Source organism: Acidimicrobiales bacterium (assembly GCA_033344915.1).
Classification (GTDB): Bacteria; Actinomycetota; Acidimicrobiia; order Acidimicrobiales; family Aldehydirespiratoraceae; genus JAJRXC01.
Map to the genome: position 1 here is coordinate 1185315 of JAWPML010000001.1, position 16733 is coordinate 1202047.

The 16733-nt window shown below is 71.1% G+C and carries 14 protein-coding genes; 10 read left to right on the plus strand and 4 right to left on the minus strand.

Features of this window, described 5'->3' with window-relative positions; genetic code table 11:
* Positions 1-10: 10 nt before the first annotated feature.
* On the minus strand, positions 11-1567 hold the full coding sequence (locus R8F63_05655) for a Ppx/GppA phosphatase family protein (GenBank protein MDW3218080.1): 1557 nt from the start codon (positions 1565-1567) through the stop codon (positions 11-13).
* Between the two features lie 88 nt (positions 1568-1655).
* Between R8F63_05655 and R8F63_05660 the strand changes: the two genes are divergently transcribed.
* From R8F63_05660 to R8F63_05680, 5 genes are all read left to right on the plus strand, one after another.
* The gene (locus R8F63_05660) at positions 1656-4718 is read left to right on the plus strand and encodes an MFS transporter (GenBank protein MDW3218081.1); all 3063 of its coding nucleotides are present in this window, start codon (positions 1656-1658) and stop codon (positions 4716-4718) included.
* A 111-nt stretch (positions 4719-4829) separates the two neighbouring features.
* On the plus strand, positions 4830-5495 hold the full coding sequence (locus tag R8F63_05665; GenBank protein ID MDW3218082.1) for a ComEA family DNA-binding protein: 666 nt from the start codon (positions 4830-4832) through the stop codon (positions 5493-5495).
* Positions 5492-7243: a ComEC/Rec2 family competence protein gene (locus tag R8F63_05670; GenBank protein MDW3218083.1), complete on the plus strand. Its 1752-nt coding sequence runs from the start codon at positions 5492-5494 to the stop codon at positions 7241-7243. Before R8F63_05665 ends, R8F63_05670 begins: the two co-directional genes overlap by 4 nt.
* A gap of 17 nt (positions 7244-7260) precedes the next feature.
* Positions 7261-8097, plus strand: a complete 837-nt coding sequence (gene folP / locus R8F63_05675; GenBank protein ID MDW3218084.1) for a dihydropteroate synthase — start codon at positions 7261-7263, stop codon at positions 8095-8097.
* A 5-nt stretch (positions 8098-8102) separates the two neighbouring features.
* Positions 8103-9143, plus strand: a complete 1041-nt coding sequence (locus R8F63_05680) for a hypothetical protein (GenBank protein MDW3218085.1) — start codon at positions 8103-8105, stop codon at positions 9141-9143.
* Positions 9144-9152: 9 nt separating this feature from the next.
* Here R8F63_05680 and rpsT read toward each other — a convergent pair whose 3' ends face one another.
* The gene (gene rpsT / locus R8F63_05685; protein MDW3218086.1) at positions 9153-9422 is read right to left on the minus strand and encodes a 30S ribosomal protein S20; all 270 of its coding nucleotides are present in this window, start codon (positions 9420-9422) and stop codon (positions 9153-9155) included.
* A gap of 117 nt (positions 9423-9539) precedes the next feature.
* Here rpsT and lepA point away from each other — a divergent pair, with 117 nt between their 5' ends.
* The 5 genes from lepA to R8F63_05710 all read left to right on the plus strand — a co-directional run bounded on the left by lepA (position 9540) and on the right by R8F63_05710 (position 14848).
* Positions 9540-11321, plus strand: a complete 1782-nt coding sequence (lepA, locus tag R8F63_05690; GenBank protein ID MDW3218087.1) for a translation elongation factor 4 — start codon at positions 9540-9542, stop codon at positions 11319-11321.
* A gap of 32 nt (positions 11322-11353) precedes the next feature.
* A complete protein-coding gene (gene hrcA / locus R8F63_05695; protein ID MDW3218088.1) occupies positions 11354-12343 on the plus strand; it encodes a heat-inducible transcriptional repressor HrcA in 990 nt (329 codons plus the stop codon).
* Positions 12343-13443, plus strand: coding sequence for a molecular chaperone DnaJ (dnaJ, locus tag R8F63_05700; GenBank protein ID MDW3218089.1), 1101 nt, complete (start codon positions 12343-12345; stop codon positions 13441-13443). Before hrcA ends, dnaJ begins: the two co-directional genes overlap by 1 nt.
* Before the next feature lie 10 nt (positions 13444-13453).
* Entirely contained in the window at positions 13454-14152 is a 699-nt protein-coding gene (locus R8F63_05705) for an RsmE family RNA methyltransferase (GenBank protein MDW3218090.1), read from the plus strand.
* 159 nt (positions 14153-14311) lie between these two features.
* Complete coding sequence (locus R8F63_05710; protein MDW3218091.1) at positions 14312-14848, plus strand: transcriptional regulator; 537 nt, start codon at positions 14312-14314, stop codon at positions 14846-14848.
* A 12-nt stretch (positions 14849-14860) separates the two neighbouring features.
* On the opposite strand, the gene R8F63_05715 is transcribed toward R8F63_05710, so the two are convergent.
* A complete protein-coding gene (locus R8F63_05715; GenBank protein ID MDW3218092.1) occupies positions 14861-15616 on the minus strand; it encodes a hypothetical protein in 756 nt (251 codons plus the stop codon).
* Positions 15613-16683, minus strand: coding sequence for a hypothetical protein (locus R8F63_05720; protein ID MDW3218093.1), 1071 nt, complete (start codon positions 16681-16683; stop codon positions 15613-15615). The genes R8F63_05715 and R8F63_05720 overlap by 4 nt, the downstream gene beginning before the upstream one ends.
* Between the last annotated feature and the right edge of the window lie 50 nt (positions 16684-16733).

Below are 16733 nucleotides of genomic sequence, written 5' to 3' on the forward strand. Positions count from 1 at the left end.
CTCCTCGGCTCTAGGGCTCCTCGGCCACATCGATCGACACCGCCCGGCCGAGCGCGTCGGCCAGCAAGGGTGACCGCTCGCGGGCGGCGTAGAGCTCGAGCTCCGCGTCCGCCCCTGGTTCGACGTCGAGCGTGATCCGCACTTGCTCGTCGTCGATGTCGGCGCGGGCAGCCGTGACCGCCCGGCGGTAGCTCCGATCGAGTCCGATTCCCACCCGCAGCAGTCCGGCGAGGACCTTCACCGTCCGCCGGTCGGGGGCCGAGAGTCGTGCGAACTCCGCGTGCGATGATCGAGGCGCCGACTTGCGGTGGTAGCGGGCGACGAGGGCCACCATCTCGAGCTCGTGTTCGGTGAACCCGAGCAGCTGCTCGCTGTGGCGGATCAGGTAGTAGCTGTGCTTGTGGTGCGCGGCGTGGGCGATGAAGCGGCCGACATTGTGGAGCAGGCCGGCCGCCTCCAACACCTGCCGCTCCGCCTCGCCGAGGTCGTGGATGACCGCGGTTCGGTCGAACAGCTGGAGCGCGAGGTCCGTCGCGTGCTCGGCATGGGTCAGGTCCTCCTCGTAGCGCTCGGCCACGCCCATCACACTGCGGTGCCGGAGGTCGCTGAGGTGGTGCAGGGCGCGGGTGTCACCCGCCCGGCGACTGACGTGGTCGAGCACGACGCCCTCGCGGAGCGCGTTGGGTGACACGATCATCTCCGAGATCTCCAGGGACTTGAACAGCTGGCGCAGGAGCACGGCGCCGGCCACGATCACGTCGGCCCGAGCCGGGTCGAGTCCCGGCACCGGCTCCCGGTCGGCGGGACGGTGGCGGCTGACGAGGTCGTCGACCACGGCCTCGAGCCCGTCGCGGGTCAGGACGAGGTTGTCGATCGTCCTGATCTTGTGACCGCCGAGCCGAGCGGCGATCGCGGCCACGTTCTCGATGGTGCCGGAGCAGCCGATCGCGGTGTCGTGGCCGATGGCCACGAACTCGGCCGCGGTGGGCGCGAGGAACGACTTCAGGTACTTGCGGAGCTTCTTGACGGCGCCGTCCTCGATCACGCCGCCCGGCAGGAAGCGGTCCGTGAGACGGACGTGACCGAGCTTCAGGGATCGGGTGAGGATCGGCTCGGTCCCGCTCCCGAGGATCAGCTCGGTCGAACCGCCGCCGATGTCGATGATCAGGTGATTCGTCGGGCCGGCAGGTACGGCGCTGATCGCGCCGAGGTGGATGAGGCGAGCTTCCTCGGCGCCGGGGATGACGTCGACGACGACCCCGGTCGCCTCCCGCACCGCGTCGAGGAACAGGCCCGGGTTCTCCGACTCCCGAACGGCGCTCGTCGCGACGGCCACCGTGTGCGCGCCGTACGCGGCGGCGATTCCCGCGAAGTAGCCGATCGCCTCGACCGCCCGTTCGACCGCGGCGGGGTCGAGTTGCTTCATGTCCGAGCCGCCGGACCCGAGGCGCACGCTCACCTTCTCCCGGGCGAGAATGTCGAGCGGCCCGTGGGGTGTGGGGCGGGCGACGACGAGGTGGACGCTGTTCGTCCCGACGTCGATCGCCGCGATGGTCTGCTCGTTCACGGTTCGGAACCTACCCGGGGGCGGATCACGACAGTGTCACGGCGCCCACTAGGGTCGCCCGGGGCGGGAATCGGATGAAGGACACGGGTTGAGACGATCTCGGCACCTCGTATGGCTGTTCTTCGGGCTGATGCTCGGGGCGGCCGCGTGCAGCGGGGGCGACGGTCTCGACGGGGAGCGGCTGGCCACCGACCCGGCGTCCCTGATCCCGGCCGTCGCCGAGTCGATGGGCGACGTCGAGAGCGTGCGCTTCGACCTCGAGCGCCGGGGCGCGCCGATCTACATCGATCCGGCGGAGAGCATCGCCGTCGATGCGGTCACGGGCACGGTCACCGTTCCCGACCAGGCCGAGGCACTGCTCACGGTCACGATCGACGGATCGATCACCACCCAACTCGGCGCGATCGCCGAGGGCGGCGAGACGCTGCTGAGCAACCCGGTGACCGGTGTCTTCGAGCCGCTGCCCGCCGGCTACGACCTGGATCCGCGGGAGTTCTTCGATCCCGTGGGCGGCTGGATGCCGCTGATCGAGGGGCTCCGGGACGTCACGTTCGTCGACGAGGTGAACCGGGGTGGGCCCCGCTATCTGCTTCGGGCCGTCGCGCCGGCCGCGCGGATCGGGGCCGTCACCGCCGGCCTGATCGACGACGAGGACGTGGCGGTCGATCTCTGGGTCCATCCGGTGTCGGCCCGGGTGACGGCCGTGGAGTTCGACACCGGCCCCGCGTCGGCGCGCACGACGTGGATCGTGGAGTTCAGCGAGTACGACGGCGAGGTCGCGGACACGGGGCGGTCGGCGTGGTCGGTCGCCGGATGGGCGGTTGTCGTCCTTCTCGGCGTCGGCCTGCTCGTCGTGATCGTCCGGCCCCTGATCGGTGCCCGGCCGGCACCATCGGTCGCGTCCCGCGGCCCGGAACCGGACGGGCCGCGGACAGACAACCGGGTTTCGCCTCGAGCCGTGCTGATCACGGTCGCCTTCAGCGTGTTCGTCGCCGCCGACGACCTGACCGTCGTCTCCACGATGCTGCGCCCGATCATCGGGGACCTCGGGCTCGTGCTGCCCGACGGCCTCGACGACGCCGCGTGGATCGTCAACGTCTATCTGATCGCCTTCGTCGCCGTGATGCCGATCGCCGGCCGACTCAGCGACGTGATCGGCCGGCGCAACACCTTCATCGGGGCGTACGCGATCTTCCTCTTGGGCACGACCCTGATCCCGCTGATGGACTCGCTGGGTCCGTTCCTGGCGGCCCGGGTGCTCACCGCGATCGGCGGCGGGGCGATGGTGCCGGTCGCGCTGGCCGTCGTGGGCGACGCGTATCCGGAAGCCAAACGGGCGCGGGCCCTCGGCACCCTTGCCGCGATCGAGACGCTGGGGTGGGTCTGGGGACCGATGTACGGGGCGATCCTCGTGCGGTTCCTGTCGTGGGAGTGGCAGTTCTGGCTCAACATCCCCCTCGCGCTCGGCGGCATGGCGGCGGTCTGGTGGGCGCTGTCCGGCCACGATCAGGGCCGTCGGGCGACGACCGTCGATTGGCGCGGTGCCGTGCTGCTCACGTCGGCCCTCGTGTCGCTCAACCTCGCCCTGCTCGGCGACGCCGAGGTGCAGTCGGTCACCGGGTTCGACCAGCTGACGGGCGGGGACGGTTTCGACTTCCGCTGGCTCTACGCACTCGCGTTGCTGACGGGCGGTCTGTTCGTCTGGCACCAGCGGGTGGTCGCCGATCCGCTCATCGATCGGTCGGTGTTCCGGGGCCGCAGTCTCCGCGTCGCCCTCGGCGTGAACTTCATCGTGGGCGCGGCGCTCGTGATCTCGATGGTCGACGTCCCCATCTTCATCAACGCGGTCGAGATCGACCTGGAGGACTCGGCCGTGGCGGCCGGCTGGGTGCTGTCCGCCCTCACCGCGGCGATGGCCCTGACCTCGTACCTGGGCGGTCGGCTGACCACGGCCTCCGGCTACCGGCTCCCGATCGTGCTGGGGATGGGCGCCGCGGTGCTCGCCTACCTCCTCATGGGGCTGACCTGGGAGGCGGACACGCCGTATTGGGTACTGGGCGCCCAGCTCGGCCTGCTCGGCGCCGGCCTCGGCCTCGTGAGTGCGCCCACGTCGGCTGCCGTGGTCGACACCGCGGCGCCGGACAAGAGAGGCGCGGCGGCGGCGACGTTGATGGTCGTGCGGCTGATGGGCCTCAGCGTCGGCCTGTCCCTGCTCACCGCGTGGGGCCTCGCCCGGTTCAACGCCCTGCGCGACGACATCGACCTTCCCCCCATCGACGACCCGGCGTTCGAGGACGCCGTGATCACCGCCCAGGGCGACCTCACGGCCACGGCCATCGCCGAGACGTTCCTGGCCGCGGCCGTCGTCGCCGCCGTCGGCCTCGGCCTCGCCTTCGTCATGCGCAACCGGGCCGAAACGCCCGACGACGACCCGACCGATCCACCCCCACCCCCAGAGAACACAGATTCCCCGGAGAACACGGAGACAGGAGTCCCCATGCCTGGACTGCAGCGTCATCTCGTCCCCCTCGTCGGTGCCCTCGGCGCCCTCGTGCTGCTCTGTCTCGTCCTGGTCGGCGTGGCCTACGCGCGCCTCGGCGACACGGCGGACGAACTCGCCCAGACCCGCGAAGATCTCGAGCGGGTCGAGGCCGGGGCGGCGCTCTACGCCTCCCAGGTGACCGGTTTCCAGGAGCAGCTCCTCGAACTCGAGCCCACGATCACCGGTGGGCTGGACGAGGCGATCGCCGGACTCGAGGAGTTCGCCGCCTCGTCCATCGACTTCGAGGTCACCATCGACGAGGTGGTGCAGATCGACACCGAGATCGTGCTGGACGAGCAGCTCGAGGTGCCGATCAACGAGTCCCTTCCCATCCAGGAGACGTTCGACACCAGGATCGAGGTGGAGACGCCGCTGGGGTTCAGCGTGCCGCTCGACGTCACAGTGCCGGTCGACATCGAGGTGCCGGTCGAGCTCGACCTCGACATCGACGTGAACCAGACGGTCCCTATCAGCGCGACGGTGCCGGTCCAGCTCGACATCCCGATCGTCATCGACGTGAGCGAGACCCAGCTCGCCGATCTGGCCGAGTCGCTGGCCGCCGGGCTGCGTTCGCTCGAGGGCGTGCTCGCGGGGCTCGGCGGGGAGTAGGGAGCCCGGACTGTCAGCGGCGTTCGGTAGGGTGAGCGCAGCCACCTCCCCGCTGCGCTTCCCCGCGACCCACTTCCCCGTGAGCGTGAGGCGAGAGGCGCGGACGTGGACGTGCGCAGAAGAGTTGGCGAGTGGTTCGACGCGCTCGCGGATCGGCTCGGGATCACCCCGTGGGCGATCGCGGTCGGCTTCGCGGCCGTCGTCGCGGCGGGGCTCGGCGCGTGGTGGGCCTTCGCCCCGCCGGCGCCACCACCGGCCGAGGAGGTCCTGCCCTCGGTCGGTGACATCGCCGTGGTGGTGCCCACCACCGCCTCCGCCGCGCCGACCACGATGCTCGTCCATGTCGACGGCGCGGTCATGCGGCCCGGGGTCCACGAGCTGGATCTCGACAGCCGGGTGGTGGACGCGGTCGACGCCGCCGGTGGGCTTCGGGCCGATGCCGACCGGGCCCGCCTCAATCTGGCCGCGATGCTCAGCGACGGCCAGCGGGTCTGGGTCCCCGTCATCGGCGAGTCCGAACCGGATGTGGTCGGGCCCACCGGCGGCGGTCCGGCCGGGACCGCCGACGGCGCCGGCCCGGCGGGTGGCGTGGTCAACCTCAACACGGCCGATGCCGCCGAGCTCGAGACGCTGCCGGGCGTCGGCCCGAGCATCGCGGCGGCGATCATCCGCCACCGCGAGACCGAGGGCGCGTTCCAACGGGTGGAGGACCTGCTCGAGGTGGCCGGGATCGGGCCGAGCCGGCTCGCCCAGATCGAGGGACTGGTCGCGGTGTGAGAACCCACGCCGCCTTGCTCGGCGCCGCCCTCGGGGCATGGTTCGCCCCGACCGTCGCGTGGCCGGTCGTCGTCCTGGCGCTCACGGTCCTGGCGGCCGGACGACGGCGCTCGCTCCTGGTCGCGGGCGCCGTGTTCCTCGTTGCGTCCGGGGCCGCCACCCACGCCACCCGGGCGATGGACTTTCCCGAGGCGGACACCTTCGACGGTTGGGTGACCCTCGTCGACGACCCGCGGGCGAGCGGGCCGGTCGGCGTGCGGGTCACCGTGCGCAGCGGGCGGCGGCGCCTGGTCGCGTCGGCCCACGGACCGGCGGCGGGCCGGCTGGACGATCGACTGGCGGGGGAGCAGGTACGGCTGCGGGGCACCATCCGGCCGGTGTCGCGGACGGACCGCCGGTCTCTCGACCGCCATGTGGTCGGCCGCATCACGGTGGAGGAGGTCGTCGACGGCCGCGGCGCCCCGCCCCTGCTGGCCGGCACCAACGAGATCCGCCGCCGACTCGCCTCCGGCGCGGAGTCCCTGTCACGCGCCGATCAGGCGCTCTTCCTCGGCATGGTGATCGGTGACGACCGGGACCAGACCGCGGCGACGGCCGACGACTTCCGGGCCGCCGGCCTCGGCCATCTGCTCGTCGTGTCGGGACAGAACGTCGCGTTCGTTCTCGCGATCGCGATGCCCGTGGCGGGCCGACTGCGGCCGGCCGGGCGCGCCGTCGTGCTGTTCGCGGTGCTCGGCGCCTTCGCGACCCTGACGCGCTTCGAGCCCTCGGTCCTGCGGGCGGTGGCGATGGCCGGGGTCGGCATCGGGTCGACAGCGCTCGGCCGGCCCGTCGAGGGGCGCCGCGGTCTGTCGCTCGCCCTCGCCGGGCTCCTGCTGGTCGACCCGTTCCTCATCCAGGTCGTGGCCTTCCAGCTCTCGGCATCGGCGACGGCCGGCATCGTCTGGCTCTCGGCGCCGTTGGGCGACCGGTTGCCGGGCCCGGGATGGTTGACCGTGCCCGTCGCGACGACGGTGTCGGCCCAGCTCGCCGTGGCGCCGGTGCTGGTGGGCATCTTCGGCCCGATGCCGTTGGCCGCGCTGCCCGCCAACGTCCTGGCCGGGCCGGCAAGCGGCGTCGTCATGATCTGGGGATGCACGGGCGGCCTCGTGGCGGGCGTGCTCGGCGGCACCGCGGCGCGGGTGTTGCACCTGCCGACCCGAGCCCTTCTGTGGTGGATCGGCGGCGTCGCCCGCGTGTCGGCCGCGGCACCGCCGGCGATGCTCGGCGCGGCCGCGCTCGCCGTGATCGGGTTCGCGGTGCTCGTCGCGGTCGTCCGGCGGGGGTGGGGAGCGGCGGCGGCGACGGTCGTTGCCCTCGTCTGCCTGCAGTCGGTGCGCTCGGCCGCGGTGCCTGCCCCCGGCATCACCTCGCTCGGCGACGGTGTGATCGTCGCCCACCACGACGGCTCGGTGGTCCTTCTCGACGATCCCGGGTCGCCCCGACGGGTGCTCGAACAGCTGCGCCTGGCCGGCGTGCGGCGACCGGTCCTCATCGTCGCCCGTGACGGTGACCGCGCCGACGCCGACGCGGTGCTGGCGCTGCACGATCGGTTCGGCCCCGTGCCCGTGGCCGCGCCACCGCTCCATCGAGTGCCGGGTGGGCGCACCGTGCAGCCCGAGCAGGCGATCGTGGCCGGTGGGCTCACGGTCATCGTCGTCGAGGTGGAGCCGCGCCTCGAGATCGCGTTCGGGGAGGCGGATCCGTGACGGTAGGGTCGGCGCCGATGTTCCTCGAGCTCGGCGACACCCGCTTCGACATCACCACCCGGGCGCTGGTCATGGGCATTCTCAATCGCACGCCGGACTCCTTCTACGACGGCGGGCAGTACTGGGCCTTCGACGAGTTCCTCCGCAAGGCCGAGCAACTGGTCGACGAAGGGGCCGACTTTCTCGACGTCGGCGGTTCGAAGGCGGGACCCGGCCCCGAGGTCACGCCGGCCGAGGAGATGGAGCGGGTCGTTCCCGCGATCGCGGCGCTGCACGAACGCTTCGACCTCCCGATCTCCGTCGACACGTTCCGGGCGTCGGTGCTCGACGAGGCGTGCAAGGCCGGCGCCTGCATCGGCAACGACATCAGCGGGTTCGCCGATCCGCAGTTCGTCCACGTCGCCGCTGCCCACGGCGCGTCCGTGGTGGCGACCCAGGTGCGCATCGGTCCGCGCATCGCGGACCCCGAGCCGATCTACGACGACGTCCGCACCGACGTCACGGAGTTCCTGCGGGTCCGGGCGGAGATGGCGCTCGCTGCCGGCATCCCCCGCGAACGGATCATGGTCGACGCCGGACTCGACCTCGGCAAGAACCAGGTGATGTCGACCGAACTGCTGCGCCACAGCGACGATCTCGTGGCCCTCGGCTTCCCGGTGTTCCTCTCGGCCAGCAACAAGGGGTTCCTCGGGGAGATCGCGGGCACCGAGGTCGACGACCGGCGCGACGCCACGTTCGGCGCCCACGCGCTCGGCATCGCCCTCGGATGCCGGATCCTGCGGGCCCATGACGTCAAGGGCAATCGCCGTCTCGCGGACACGATGAGCGCCGTCCTCCAGCATCGGCGAAGCTGACGGCGATGGGCATCCACCTCATTCTCGGCGACGATCCCGTACTCATCAGCGAGGCCGTCACCACGACCGTCGACGAACTCGTGGGAGACGGCGACCGCGGCCTGATGCTCGAGACCCTCAGTGAGGCCGAGTACCAGACCGACGATGGTCGCTACGACCCGCTCCGGCTGGTCGATGCTGCCCGGACGCCGCCCTTCCTCACCGACAAGCGGGTGGTCGTCGGCCGCCACGTCTCCCGATTCTCCCGCAAGGACGACTACGGGCCGCTCGTCGCGATGCTCGGCGAGTCCCTCGACACCACCGACCTCGTGCTCGTGTGGGAGAAGGGGGTCGACCCGAAGGTCGACAAGATGCCGACGCTGCCCAAGGCGCTCAAGGAGGCCATCGAGGTCGCCGGCGGCGTCATCGTGAAGACCGCCGCGGGTCGGGGCAAGGACGCCGGCGTGTGGCTGCGTGATCAGATCGGCGCCGCCGACCTCGAGTTCGACCGTGGCGCGGTGCTGGCGCTCGAGGACCTGATCGGTGACGACTCCGGCCGCGTCGTCGGCATCCTGCGCACGCTGGAAGGAGCGCTCGGCGCGGGGTCGCCCGTCACCGCGGATGACATCGCCACCTATGCCGGCTCGGAGAAGGGGGGTACCGTCCCGTGGGCGCTCGACGACGCGATCGACAAGGGCGACGTCGCCGGGAGCCTCGAGGTGCTGACGCGGCTGATTCCCTACGACGGCTCGCCCAACGATCGCAACGGGGCGGCGTTCCGACTCATGGGGTCACTGTCCAAGCGCTACGGCAACATGCTCCGCCTCGACGGGGCCGGCGTCGGTTCCGACAAGCAGGCGGCTGCGCTGCTCGGCATCAAGGGGTCCCCGTACCCCGCCAAGAAGGCGATGCAGCAGAGCCGGGCCCTGGGCACGGACAAGCTGGCCCGCGCGATCGAGCTGCTCGCGGATGCGGACATGCAGCTGCGGGGCACGGTGGACTGGCCACCGGAACTCGTGATGGAGGTGCTGGTCGCGAGACTGGCGAGCCTGAGCGGCCGCCGCTGACGCCAGCGTTCAGCCGGCGTTGAGCTTGCGCTGGAGGCGGCTCTTGCGCCGGGCGGCCGTGTTCTTCTTGATGACGCCCTTCTGGGCGGCCTTGTCGATCCGCTTGATGGCGGCGTCGACGGCCTCTTCGGCACTCTGGCCATCCGCACTGCCACCCTCGTCGAGCGCGGCGAGCGCGTTCCTCGTGCGGGTGTGGAGCTCCGACCGAACCTTGCGGTTGCGGAGATTGCGCTTCTCGGTCTGGCGGTTGCGCTTGATCTGCGACTTGATGTTTGCCACGGAAAACCTTCTCGGTGGTTCGTCGCCCCAGCTGGGGACGACGGGAAAGAACAGTCCACAAGCGTATCGGGAGCGCGGACGGGAACGCACCCACGCATCGGTATCGTCGCGGGTGAGATGGAGCTCGAGCGGATTCGCAACACGTCGATCATCGCCCACATCGATCACGGCAAGTCCACGCTCGCCGATCGCATGCTGGAGCTGACCGGGGCGGTCGACGCCCGGGACATGCGCGCCCAGTATCTCGACTCGATGGACCTCGAGCGCGAGCGGGGCATCACCATCAAGCTCCAGTCGGTCCGGCTCGAGTGGGACGACCACATCATCAACCTGATCGACACCCCCGGCCACGTCGACTTCGGCTACGAGGTCAGCCGCTCGCTGGCCGCGTGCGAGAGCGTGATCCTCGTGGTCGACGCGGCGCAGGGGATCGAGGCCCAGACCCTGGCCAACTGCTATCTCGCGATGGAGAACGAGCTCGAGATCGTCGCCTGTCTGAACAAGATCGACCTCCCGGCCGCCGAGCCGGACCGGTACGCGGCCGAGATCGAGAACGTCCTCGGCATCCCGGCCCAGGACATCCTGCGCATCTCGGCGAAGACCGGGGAGGGCGTCGGCGAACTCCTCGACGCGGTCGTCGCCACGACGCCGGCCCCCGTCGGTGACCCCGACGAGCCCCTCCAGGCGCTGATCTTCGATTCGCACTTCGACCAGTACCGCGGTGTCGTCTCGTCCATCCGGGTCGTCAACGGGGTGATGCGCAGCACCGACAAGCTGCGGTTCCTCCATGCCGGCACGGCCCACGACGTCGACGAGATCGGCGTGCGGACGCCCGACAACATGCCGGTCGACCAGCTCGGACCCGGCGAGACCGGCTACCTGATCGCCGGGATCAAGGACGTGGGCGAAGCCCGTTCCGGTGAGACCGTCACGGTCGACCGCAAGGGTGCGACCGAGCCGCTCGACGGCTACAAGGAACCCAAGCCGATGGTGTTCTCGGGGCTCTACCCGATCGACGGCGACGAGTTCACCGACCTGCGCGAGGCCCTCGAGAAGCTCCGGCTCAACGACTCGTCGTTCACCTTCGAGCCCGAGACCTCCGGCGCCCTCGGCTTCGGCTTCCGCTGCGGCTTCCTCGGGCTGCTGCACATGGAGATCGTGCGCGAGCGACTCGAGCGGGAATTCGACCTCACGCTCATCTCCACCGCCCCGTCGGTGGAGTACCACATCACCAAGGGCGACGGCTCCGAGCACGTCGTGTCGAACCCGTCCGACCTGCCGCCCGCCGCCGAGATCGTCAGCATCGCCGAGCCCTACCTGAAGGCGTCGATCCTGACGCCGACCGACTACACGGGCACGATCATGGATCTCTGCCAGACCCGGCGGGGCGAGATGATCAAGATGGAGTACCTGTCGCCCGAGCGGGTCGAGCTGCACTACCGGCTCCCGCTGGCCGAGGTCGTCATCGACTTCTTCGACCAGCTGAAGAGTCGGACCCAGGGCTACGCGAGCCTCGACTACGAGCCCGCCGACTACGCGGTCGACAGTCTCGTGCGGGTCGACATCCTGCTGCACGGCGATCCGGTCGATGCGTTCAGCGCGATCGTCCACAAGGACAAGGCCTACGACTACGGCAAGAAGATGGCCGACAAGCTGAAGGAACTGATTCCCCGTCAGCAGTTCGAGGTGCCGATCCAGGCTGCGATCGGCGGCAAGATCATCGCCCGCACCACGGTGCGGGCGTTCCGCAAGGACGTCACCGAGAAGCTCTACGGCGGCGACGTCACCCGGAAGAACAAGCTGTTGAAGAAGCAGAAGGAGGGCAAGAAGCGGATGAAGTCGATCGGCCGGGTCGACATCCCGCAGGAAGCCTTCATCTCCGCCCTCCAACTCGATTAATCGCACGGGGTCGGTCCGGATAGCCTGACCCCATGCTCGACGACCGGAAAGCTGCGATCCTCTCGGCTGTCGTCCGGGAGTACATCGAGACGGCCCAACCCGTCGGTTCGGGTCGGATCGCCGACTCACCCACGGTGGCCGTCTCGTCCGCGACCGTGCGCAACGAGATGGCGGCGCTCGAGGAGCTCGGCTATCTCGTGCAGCCCCACACGAGCGCGGGTCGCATACCCACTGACCAGGGCTATCGCTTCTTCGTGGATCGCATCCGCCAGCTCGAACCCGCCCTCGTGCCCCAGGACCGGGGCCGGGTGAAGGACTTCTTCGCGACGGCGAGCGGCGAGATGGAATCAACCCTGGCCCGCACCTCCGAGCTGCTGACCTCGCTCACCGACTGCGCCGCGGTCGTCGTCGGACCGTCCGGGTCGGCGGCGACGATCCGCTCGACCCAGCTCGTCGACCTGTCCACCCACGTCGCGATGGTCGTCGCCGTCATGAGCAACGGGGTGATCGAGAAGCGCACCGTGGAGGTCGCCACCGAGCTGACGCCGGAGATCGTGGCGGACGCCGGACGGCGGCTGGCGGCCGCGGTCGACGGCCGAACGCTCGCCGAGCTCGAGGTCGACATGGTCGGCGACACCGATCCGCTGCTCACGGCCGCGTTGGCGGCGCTCAGCGCGGCGGGCCGCGAAGCCGAGGTGTTCGTCGGGGGCGCCTCGCGGGTCGCTTCGGCGTTCGAGGCCGTCGAGCAGATCCGCGACATCCTGACGATCCTCGAACAGCAGATCGTGGTGGTCTCCCTGATCAGCGATGTCCTGGAGCGGGGCCAGCGGGTCGCGATCGGCGAGGAGACCGGCGTCGAACCGCTCGCGGAGTGCTCCCTGGTCGTGGCGCCGTACACGATCGAGGGGGAGCCGGCCGGCACGATCGGCGTGCTCGGGCCCACCCGCATGAACTACAGCCAGGCCCTCGCGGCTGTCGCGGTTGTGAGTCGACGCCTGGGTAACGTGCTCAGCGAGGGCTGATGGCTGATCATTACGAAACGTTGGGGGTCGAGCGGAACGCGACCCAGGAAGAGATCAAGCGCGCGTACAAGAAGCTCGCGCGCCAGAACCATCCCGACCTGAACCCCGATGATCCGACGGCCGAGAGCCGTTTCAAGGAGGTCACGAACGCCTACGAGGTGCTGTCGGACCCCCAGCGCCGCGACCGTTTCGACCGGTTCGGCACCGATCAGCCGCAGGGCGCCGACTTCGGTGCGGGCCTCGGCGACATCTTCGAGGCGTTCTTCGGCGGCAACATGGGTTTCGGCGGTGGCGGTGGCGGCCGGAGCGGCCCGCCCCGGGGCGAGGACCTCGAAGCCCAGGTCGACCTGGATCTCGAGGACGTCGTGTTCGGCGGCGAACGCGAGGTCACCATCCGCACCGCGGTGCGGTGCGAGCCGTGTGACGGGTCCGGGGCCGCCGTCGGCACCTCGCCGGCGACCTGCGATGAATGCGGGGGCGCCGGCCAGGTCCGCCGGGTCCGCCAGTCCGTGCTCGGCCAGATGGTCACCGCCAGCGCGTGCCCGAGCTGTGGCGGAATCGGGCAGACGATCGAGACGCCGTGCGGCATGTGCGACGGTCAGGGCCGCACGATCGAGAACCGCACGTACAGCGTCGAGGTCCCCGCCGGAGTCGACGATGGCTCCACCCTGCGGCTGACCGGGCGTGGCGCGGCCGGGCCCCGGGGCGGCAGCAACGGCGATCTCTACGTCCACGTCCGGGTGCGACCCCATCCGGTCTTCAAGCGCGACGGCGGCGACCTCGTGCACGACTTCCACATCCCGTTCGTGCAGGCTGCCCTCGGCGCCCACATCGAATACGAGACGCTCGACGGGGTCGAGGATCTGGTGATCCCCCGGGCGACGATGACCGGCACGGTCTTCCGCCTGCGCGGCCGCGGCATCCCCCACGTGCGGGGGAGGGGACGCGGTGACCTGCGGGTCCGTGTCCTGATCGACGTGCCCGACGATCTCACCGACGAGCAGGAGGAGGTCCTGCGCCGCTTCGCCGAGCTCCGGGGCACCGACGTCGCGGAGCCGGGGCAGGGACTGTTCTCCCGGATCAAGTCGGCCTTCTCGTGAGGTCGCGGTCGTGACCGCGACCGACCAGGCGCCCGATGGACGCCACGGCCCGCACGTGCTGGTCACCGACGTCGACACGCCCCGGCTCGCCGACGACGACCGTCACCATCTCGAACGCGTGCTGCGGCTCCGCGCCGGGGACCCGCTCACCGTGGGCGACGGCGCCGGGGCCTGGCGGCCGTGCCGGCTCGGGACCGAGCCGGAGCCGCTCGACCGCGTGCACCACGTCCCCCGGCCGCAACCGGCGATCGGTGTCGGCTTCGCCCTGATCAAGGGCGGACGCCCGGAACTCGTCGTGCAGAAGCTCACCGAGCTCGGGGTCGACCGGATCATGCCGTTCACCGCGGCCCGCTCCGTCGTGCGCTGGGATGCGGCCAAGGCGACGAAGAACGCCGAACGTCTCCGGCGGGTCGCTCGCGAGGCCGTCATGCAGTCCCGCCGGGCGTGGCTGCCGACGGTCGAGGAGATCGTCGACTTCGCGACCATCGCGGCCGGGCCTGTCGCTCTGGCCGAACGCGACGGTGGACAGGTGTCGCTCGCGCAGCCGGTCGTCCTCGTCGGGCCCGAGGGGGGCTGGGCCGACGAGGAACGCGACCGCGGGTTGCCGACGGTCCGTCTCGGGGACGGCGTGCTCCGGGCGGAAACCGCGGCGATCGCCGCCGGGACGCTGCTCGCGGATGCCCGGCTGCGGGCCGCCGCCCCGAACTGAATCCGGTTCGGGGGATGCACGGTTTCGTGCGAACTCACCGAGGATTGCGTGGCATGAGTCGGATGACCTAGTGTCCGAGCACGGTGCGTCACCGCGCGGTCTCTAGACGTGGGATCACCGTCCTTCGGGGAAGGCCTTGCGGGGAAGGGTTGAGGCGAGATGTCGGAATCGAACATGGCGCAGGAATACAGCAAGCGCGTCGGCGACCGCCTACGGGCGATACGTCGCCAGAAGCGGCTGAGCCTCCAGGAGGTCGAGGCGGCGTCGACCCAGGAGTTCAAGGCATCGGTTCTCGGTGCCTATGAACGCGGTGAGCGGGCGATCTCGGTTCCCCGCCTGCAGCGACTGGCGCGCTTCTACAACGTGCCGGTCGACCAGCTGTTGCCCGCCGACATCGGGCCGAGCTTCGGCCTCGCGCCGGCAACCGAGTCCGTCATCGATCTCACGGACCGGCCGACCCGCCGCGAGGGCGAGTCGATCACCATCGACCTCACCCGGCTCGAGAAGCTCTCCGGGCCCGAGGCCGAGATGCTGAACCGCTATCTCACGATGATCCAGGTGCAACGCCAGGACTTCAACGGCCGGGTGCTCACCATCCGGGCGAACGATCTCCAGGCGCTGGCCGCGATCCTCGGCACGGGCATCGACGGCGCCGGTCCCCGCCTCGACGACCTCGGTCTCAGCTACTCGTCCTGACCCGCCGCCGGCTCACGCCGGCAGCACCAGAACGAGCCCGGGATGGACGAGGTCCTCGTCCGCCCCGATCGCGGTGCGGTTCTCGTCGATGAGCCGTCGCCAGTAGCGCGCCACCGCGGAGGTGTCGGTCGTGGCGCCGCGGTCCCGCAGCGTCTGCTCGGCGATCGCCCAGAGATGATCGCCCGGCGCCACCGTCCACACCTCGGCGCCTGATTCGACCCGAGCCGGTGCGGGATCCGGCGCGGTCTCGATGTCGCGGGTCTCGATGTCGCGGGTCTCGATGTCGTGGGTCTCGGTGCCGGCGGGGTCGGCGGCGCCGAGATCGACGAGCGCGGGCGCGGTGTCCGTGGCTGTCGCGGGACCGAGGTCGACGAGGGCGGGACCTGACGGCCCGGTGTCCTGGGCACCGGCGGGCAACGCAGCGGACGCGGCGAGCCCGGCCGTGACACCGACGGCCATGAGGCGTTGCGCGACCCGTGGGGTGACCACGCGCCACAGCCGTCGCACCGGCGTCGATGTGGTGGAGGACGAGAGCAGCCCGAGCGCGGCGACGAATACGAGCGACGCCCCGGCAGTGAGGCCGACGAGGCGGAGCAGCGCCATGACCGCCGCGCCGGGACCGATTGTCTCCCACCAGGGGAGCACGGCGGCGGGATCGAGGGGCGGCGCGGCGACCGGCATCGCCAGGAGCGCAACGGTCGCGCCGGCGCCGACGGTCAGCAGACCGAGCGACGGCAGGGTGCGAGGGGTCGGGGCAGGTGGATTCACGAGTCCTCCGGGAAGAACGAGGATCCGGCGGACCGGATGATACGGAGACGGTCACAGGCGTCACCGTCGACCGACGCACCCGCGACCACCTCCAGGGCGATGGCGTCGGCGTCGGAGATGAGATCGTCGGCGAAGACGGATCCGCCCGGTGCGGGCCAGGAAGCGAAGCGGGCGATCTCGCCGGTGGCGCGTACGAGCACCGCGGGCGTGGGTTCGCCGTCGCAGTCCCAGTCGCCCATCACGACCTGGTCGTCCGCCGAGCCGAGGGCGAATCGGCGGCCGTCGTGCACCAGCACGGTCGGCTCCGCGGCGGGCACCGTGGGCGGGGTTGTCAGGGCGACGGTGGACGTCGTCGCGGGCACGGTGTCGACGGTCGTCGCCGTCGCGACCGGTGGAGGGGCCGCGCCGCTCGGCCACACGGCGACCGCGAGCGCGCCGAGGGCCACCGCGGCGACGCCGAGCCCGGCAGCCACGCGGGTGGTGATACGGGGGCGGCGCGCCAGCGCCCGGACGTTGCCGCCCGGGCGGAGACGATTCAGCTCCGCCGTGAGTCGACGGGCGGAGAGTCCGTTCTGGCGGGCCGCAGCTGCCGCCGCGGTGAGCCCGGACCGCAGCTCGTCCGGCGCCCCGGCGGCGACGGTGTCGATCAGGTCGCCGAGCGCCTCGAGGTCCTCCGACTGCGTGGCCGCGTCGGCCGGTGCGGCGTCGGCGAGCCCGCAGAGCACGGGCCGGCGGTCCGGTCCGACGATCACGTGGTCGGGGACAAGGGCGCGGTGGGCGGTGCCCATCTCGTGGAGGTCGGCGATCGTCGAGGCGAGGGCGGCGAGGCCTTCGACGATCGCATCCGCGGTGGTCGGTGGGGTGCGGGCCCACGTGTCGGTGCCGGCGTAGTCGAGGCGCAGCTCGATCTCCGGATCGTCGACGAGTTCCACGAACTGCACGACGCCCGGATGGTCGAGCCGTTCGAGCAGGGCTGCCTCGTTTCGTCGCCGGTCCTCGTCGCCGGGGGAGGCGCGCTTGACCGCGAGCAGCCGTTCGCCCACGCGCGTGACGGTGATCCCGCTCATGGCGGTCCGCCGGCGCCGGGCCCGGTCGCGTGGTTGCGGAAACAGTCCAC

Coding starts and splice junctions, on each gene's coding strand:
- folP (MDW3218084.1), top strand. CDS start 7,261: ATGTTCCTCGAGCTCGGCGACACCCGCTTCGACATCACCACCCGGGCG.
- R8F63_05680 (MDW3218085.1), top strand. CDS start 8,103: ATGGGCATCCACCTCATTCTCGGCGACGATCCCGTACTCATCAGCGAG.
- R8F63_05720 (MDW3218093.1), bottom strand. CDS start 16,683: ATGAGCGGGATCACCGTCACGCGCGTGGGCGAACGGCTGCTCGCGGTC.
- R8F63_05710 (MDW3218091.1), top strand. CDS start 14,312: ATGTCGGAATCGAACATGGCGCAGGAATACAGCAAGCGCGTCGGCGAC.
- dnaJ (MDW3218089.1), top strand. CDS start 12,343: ATGGCTGATCATTACGAAACGTTGGGGGTCGAGCGGAACGCGACCCAG.
- hrcA (MDW3218088.1), top strand. CDS start 11,354: ATGCTCGACGACCGGAAAGCTGCGATCCTCTCGGCTGTCGTCCGGGAG.
- lepA (MDW3218087.1), top strand. CDS start 9,540: ATGGAGCTCGAGCGGATTCGCAACACGTCGATCATCGCCCACATCGAT.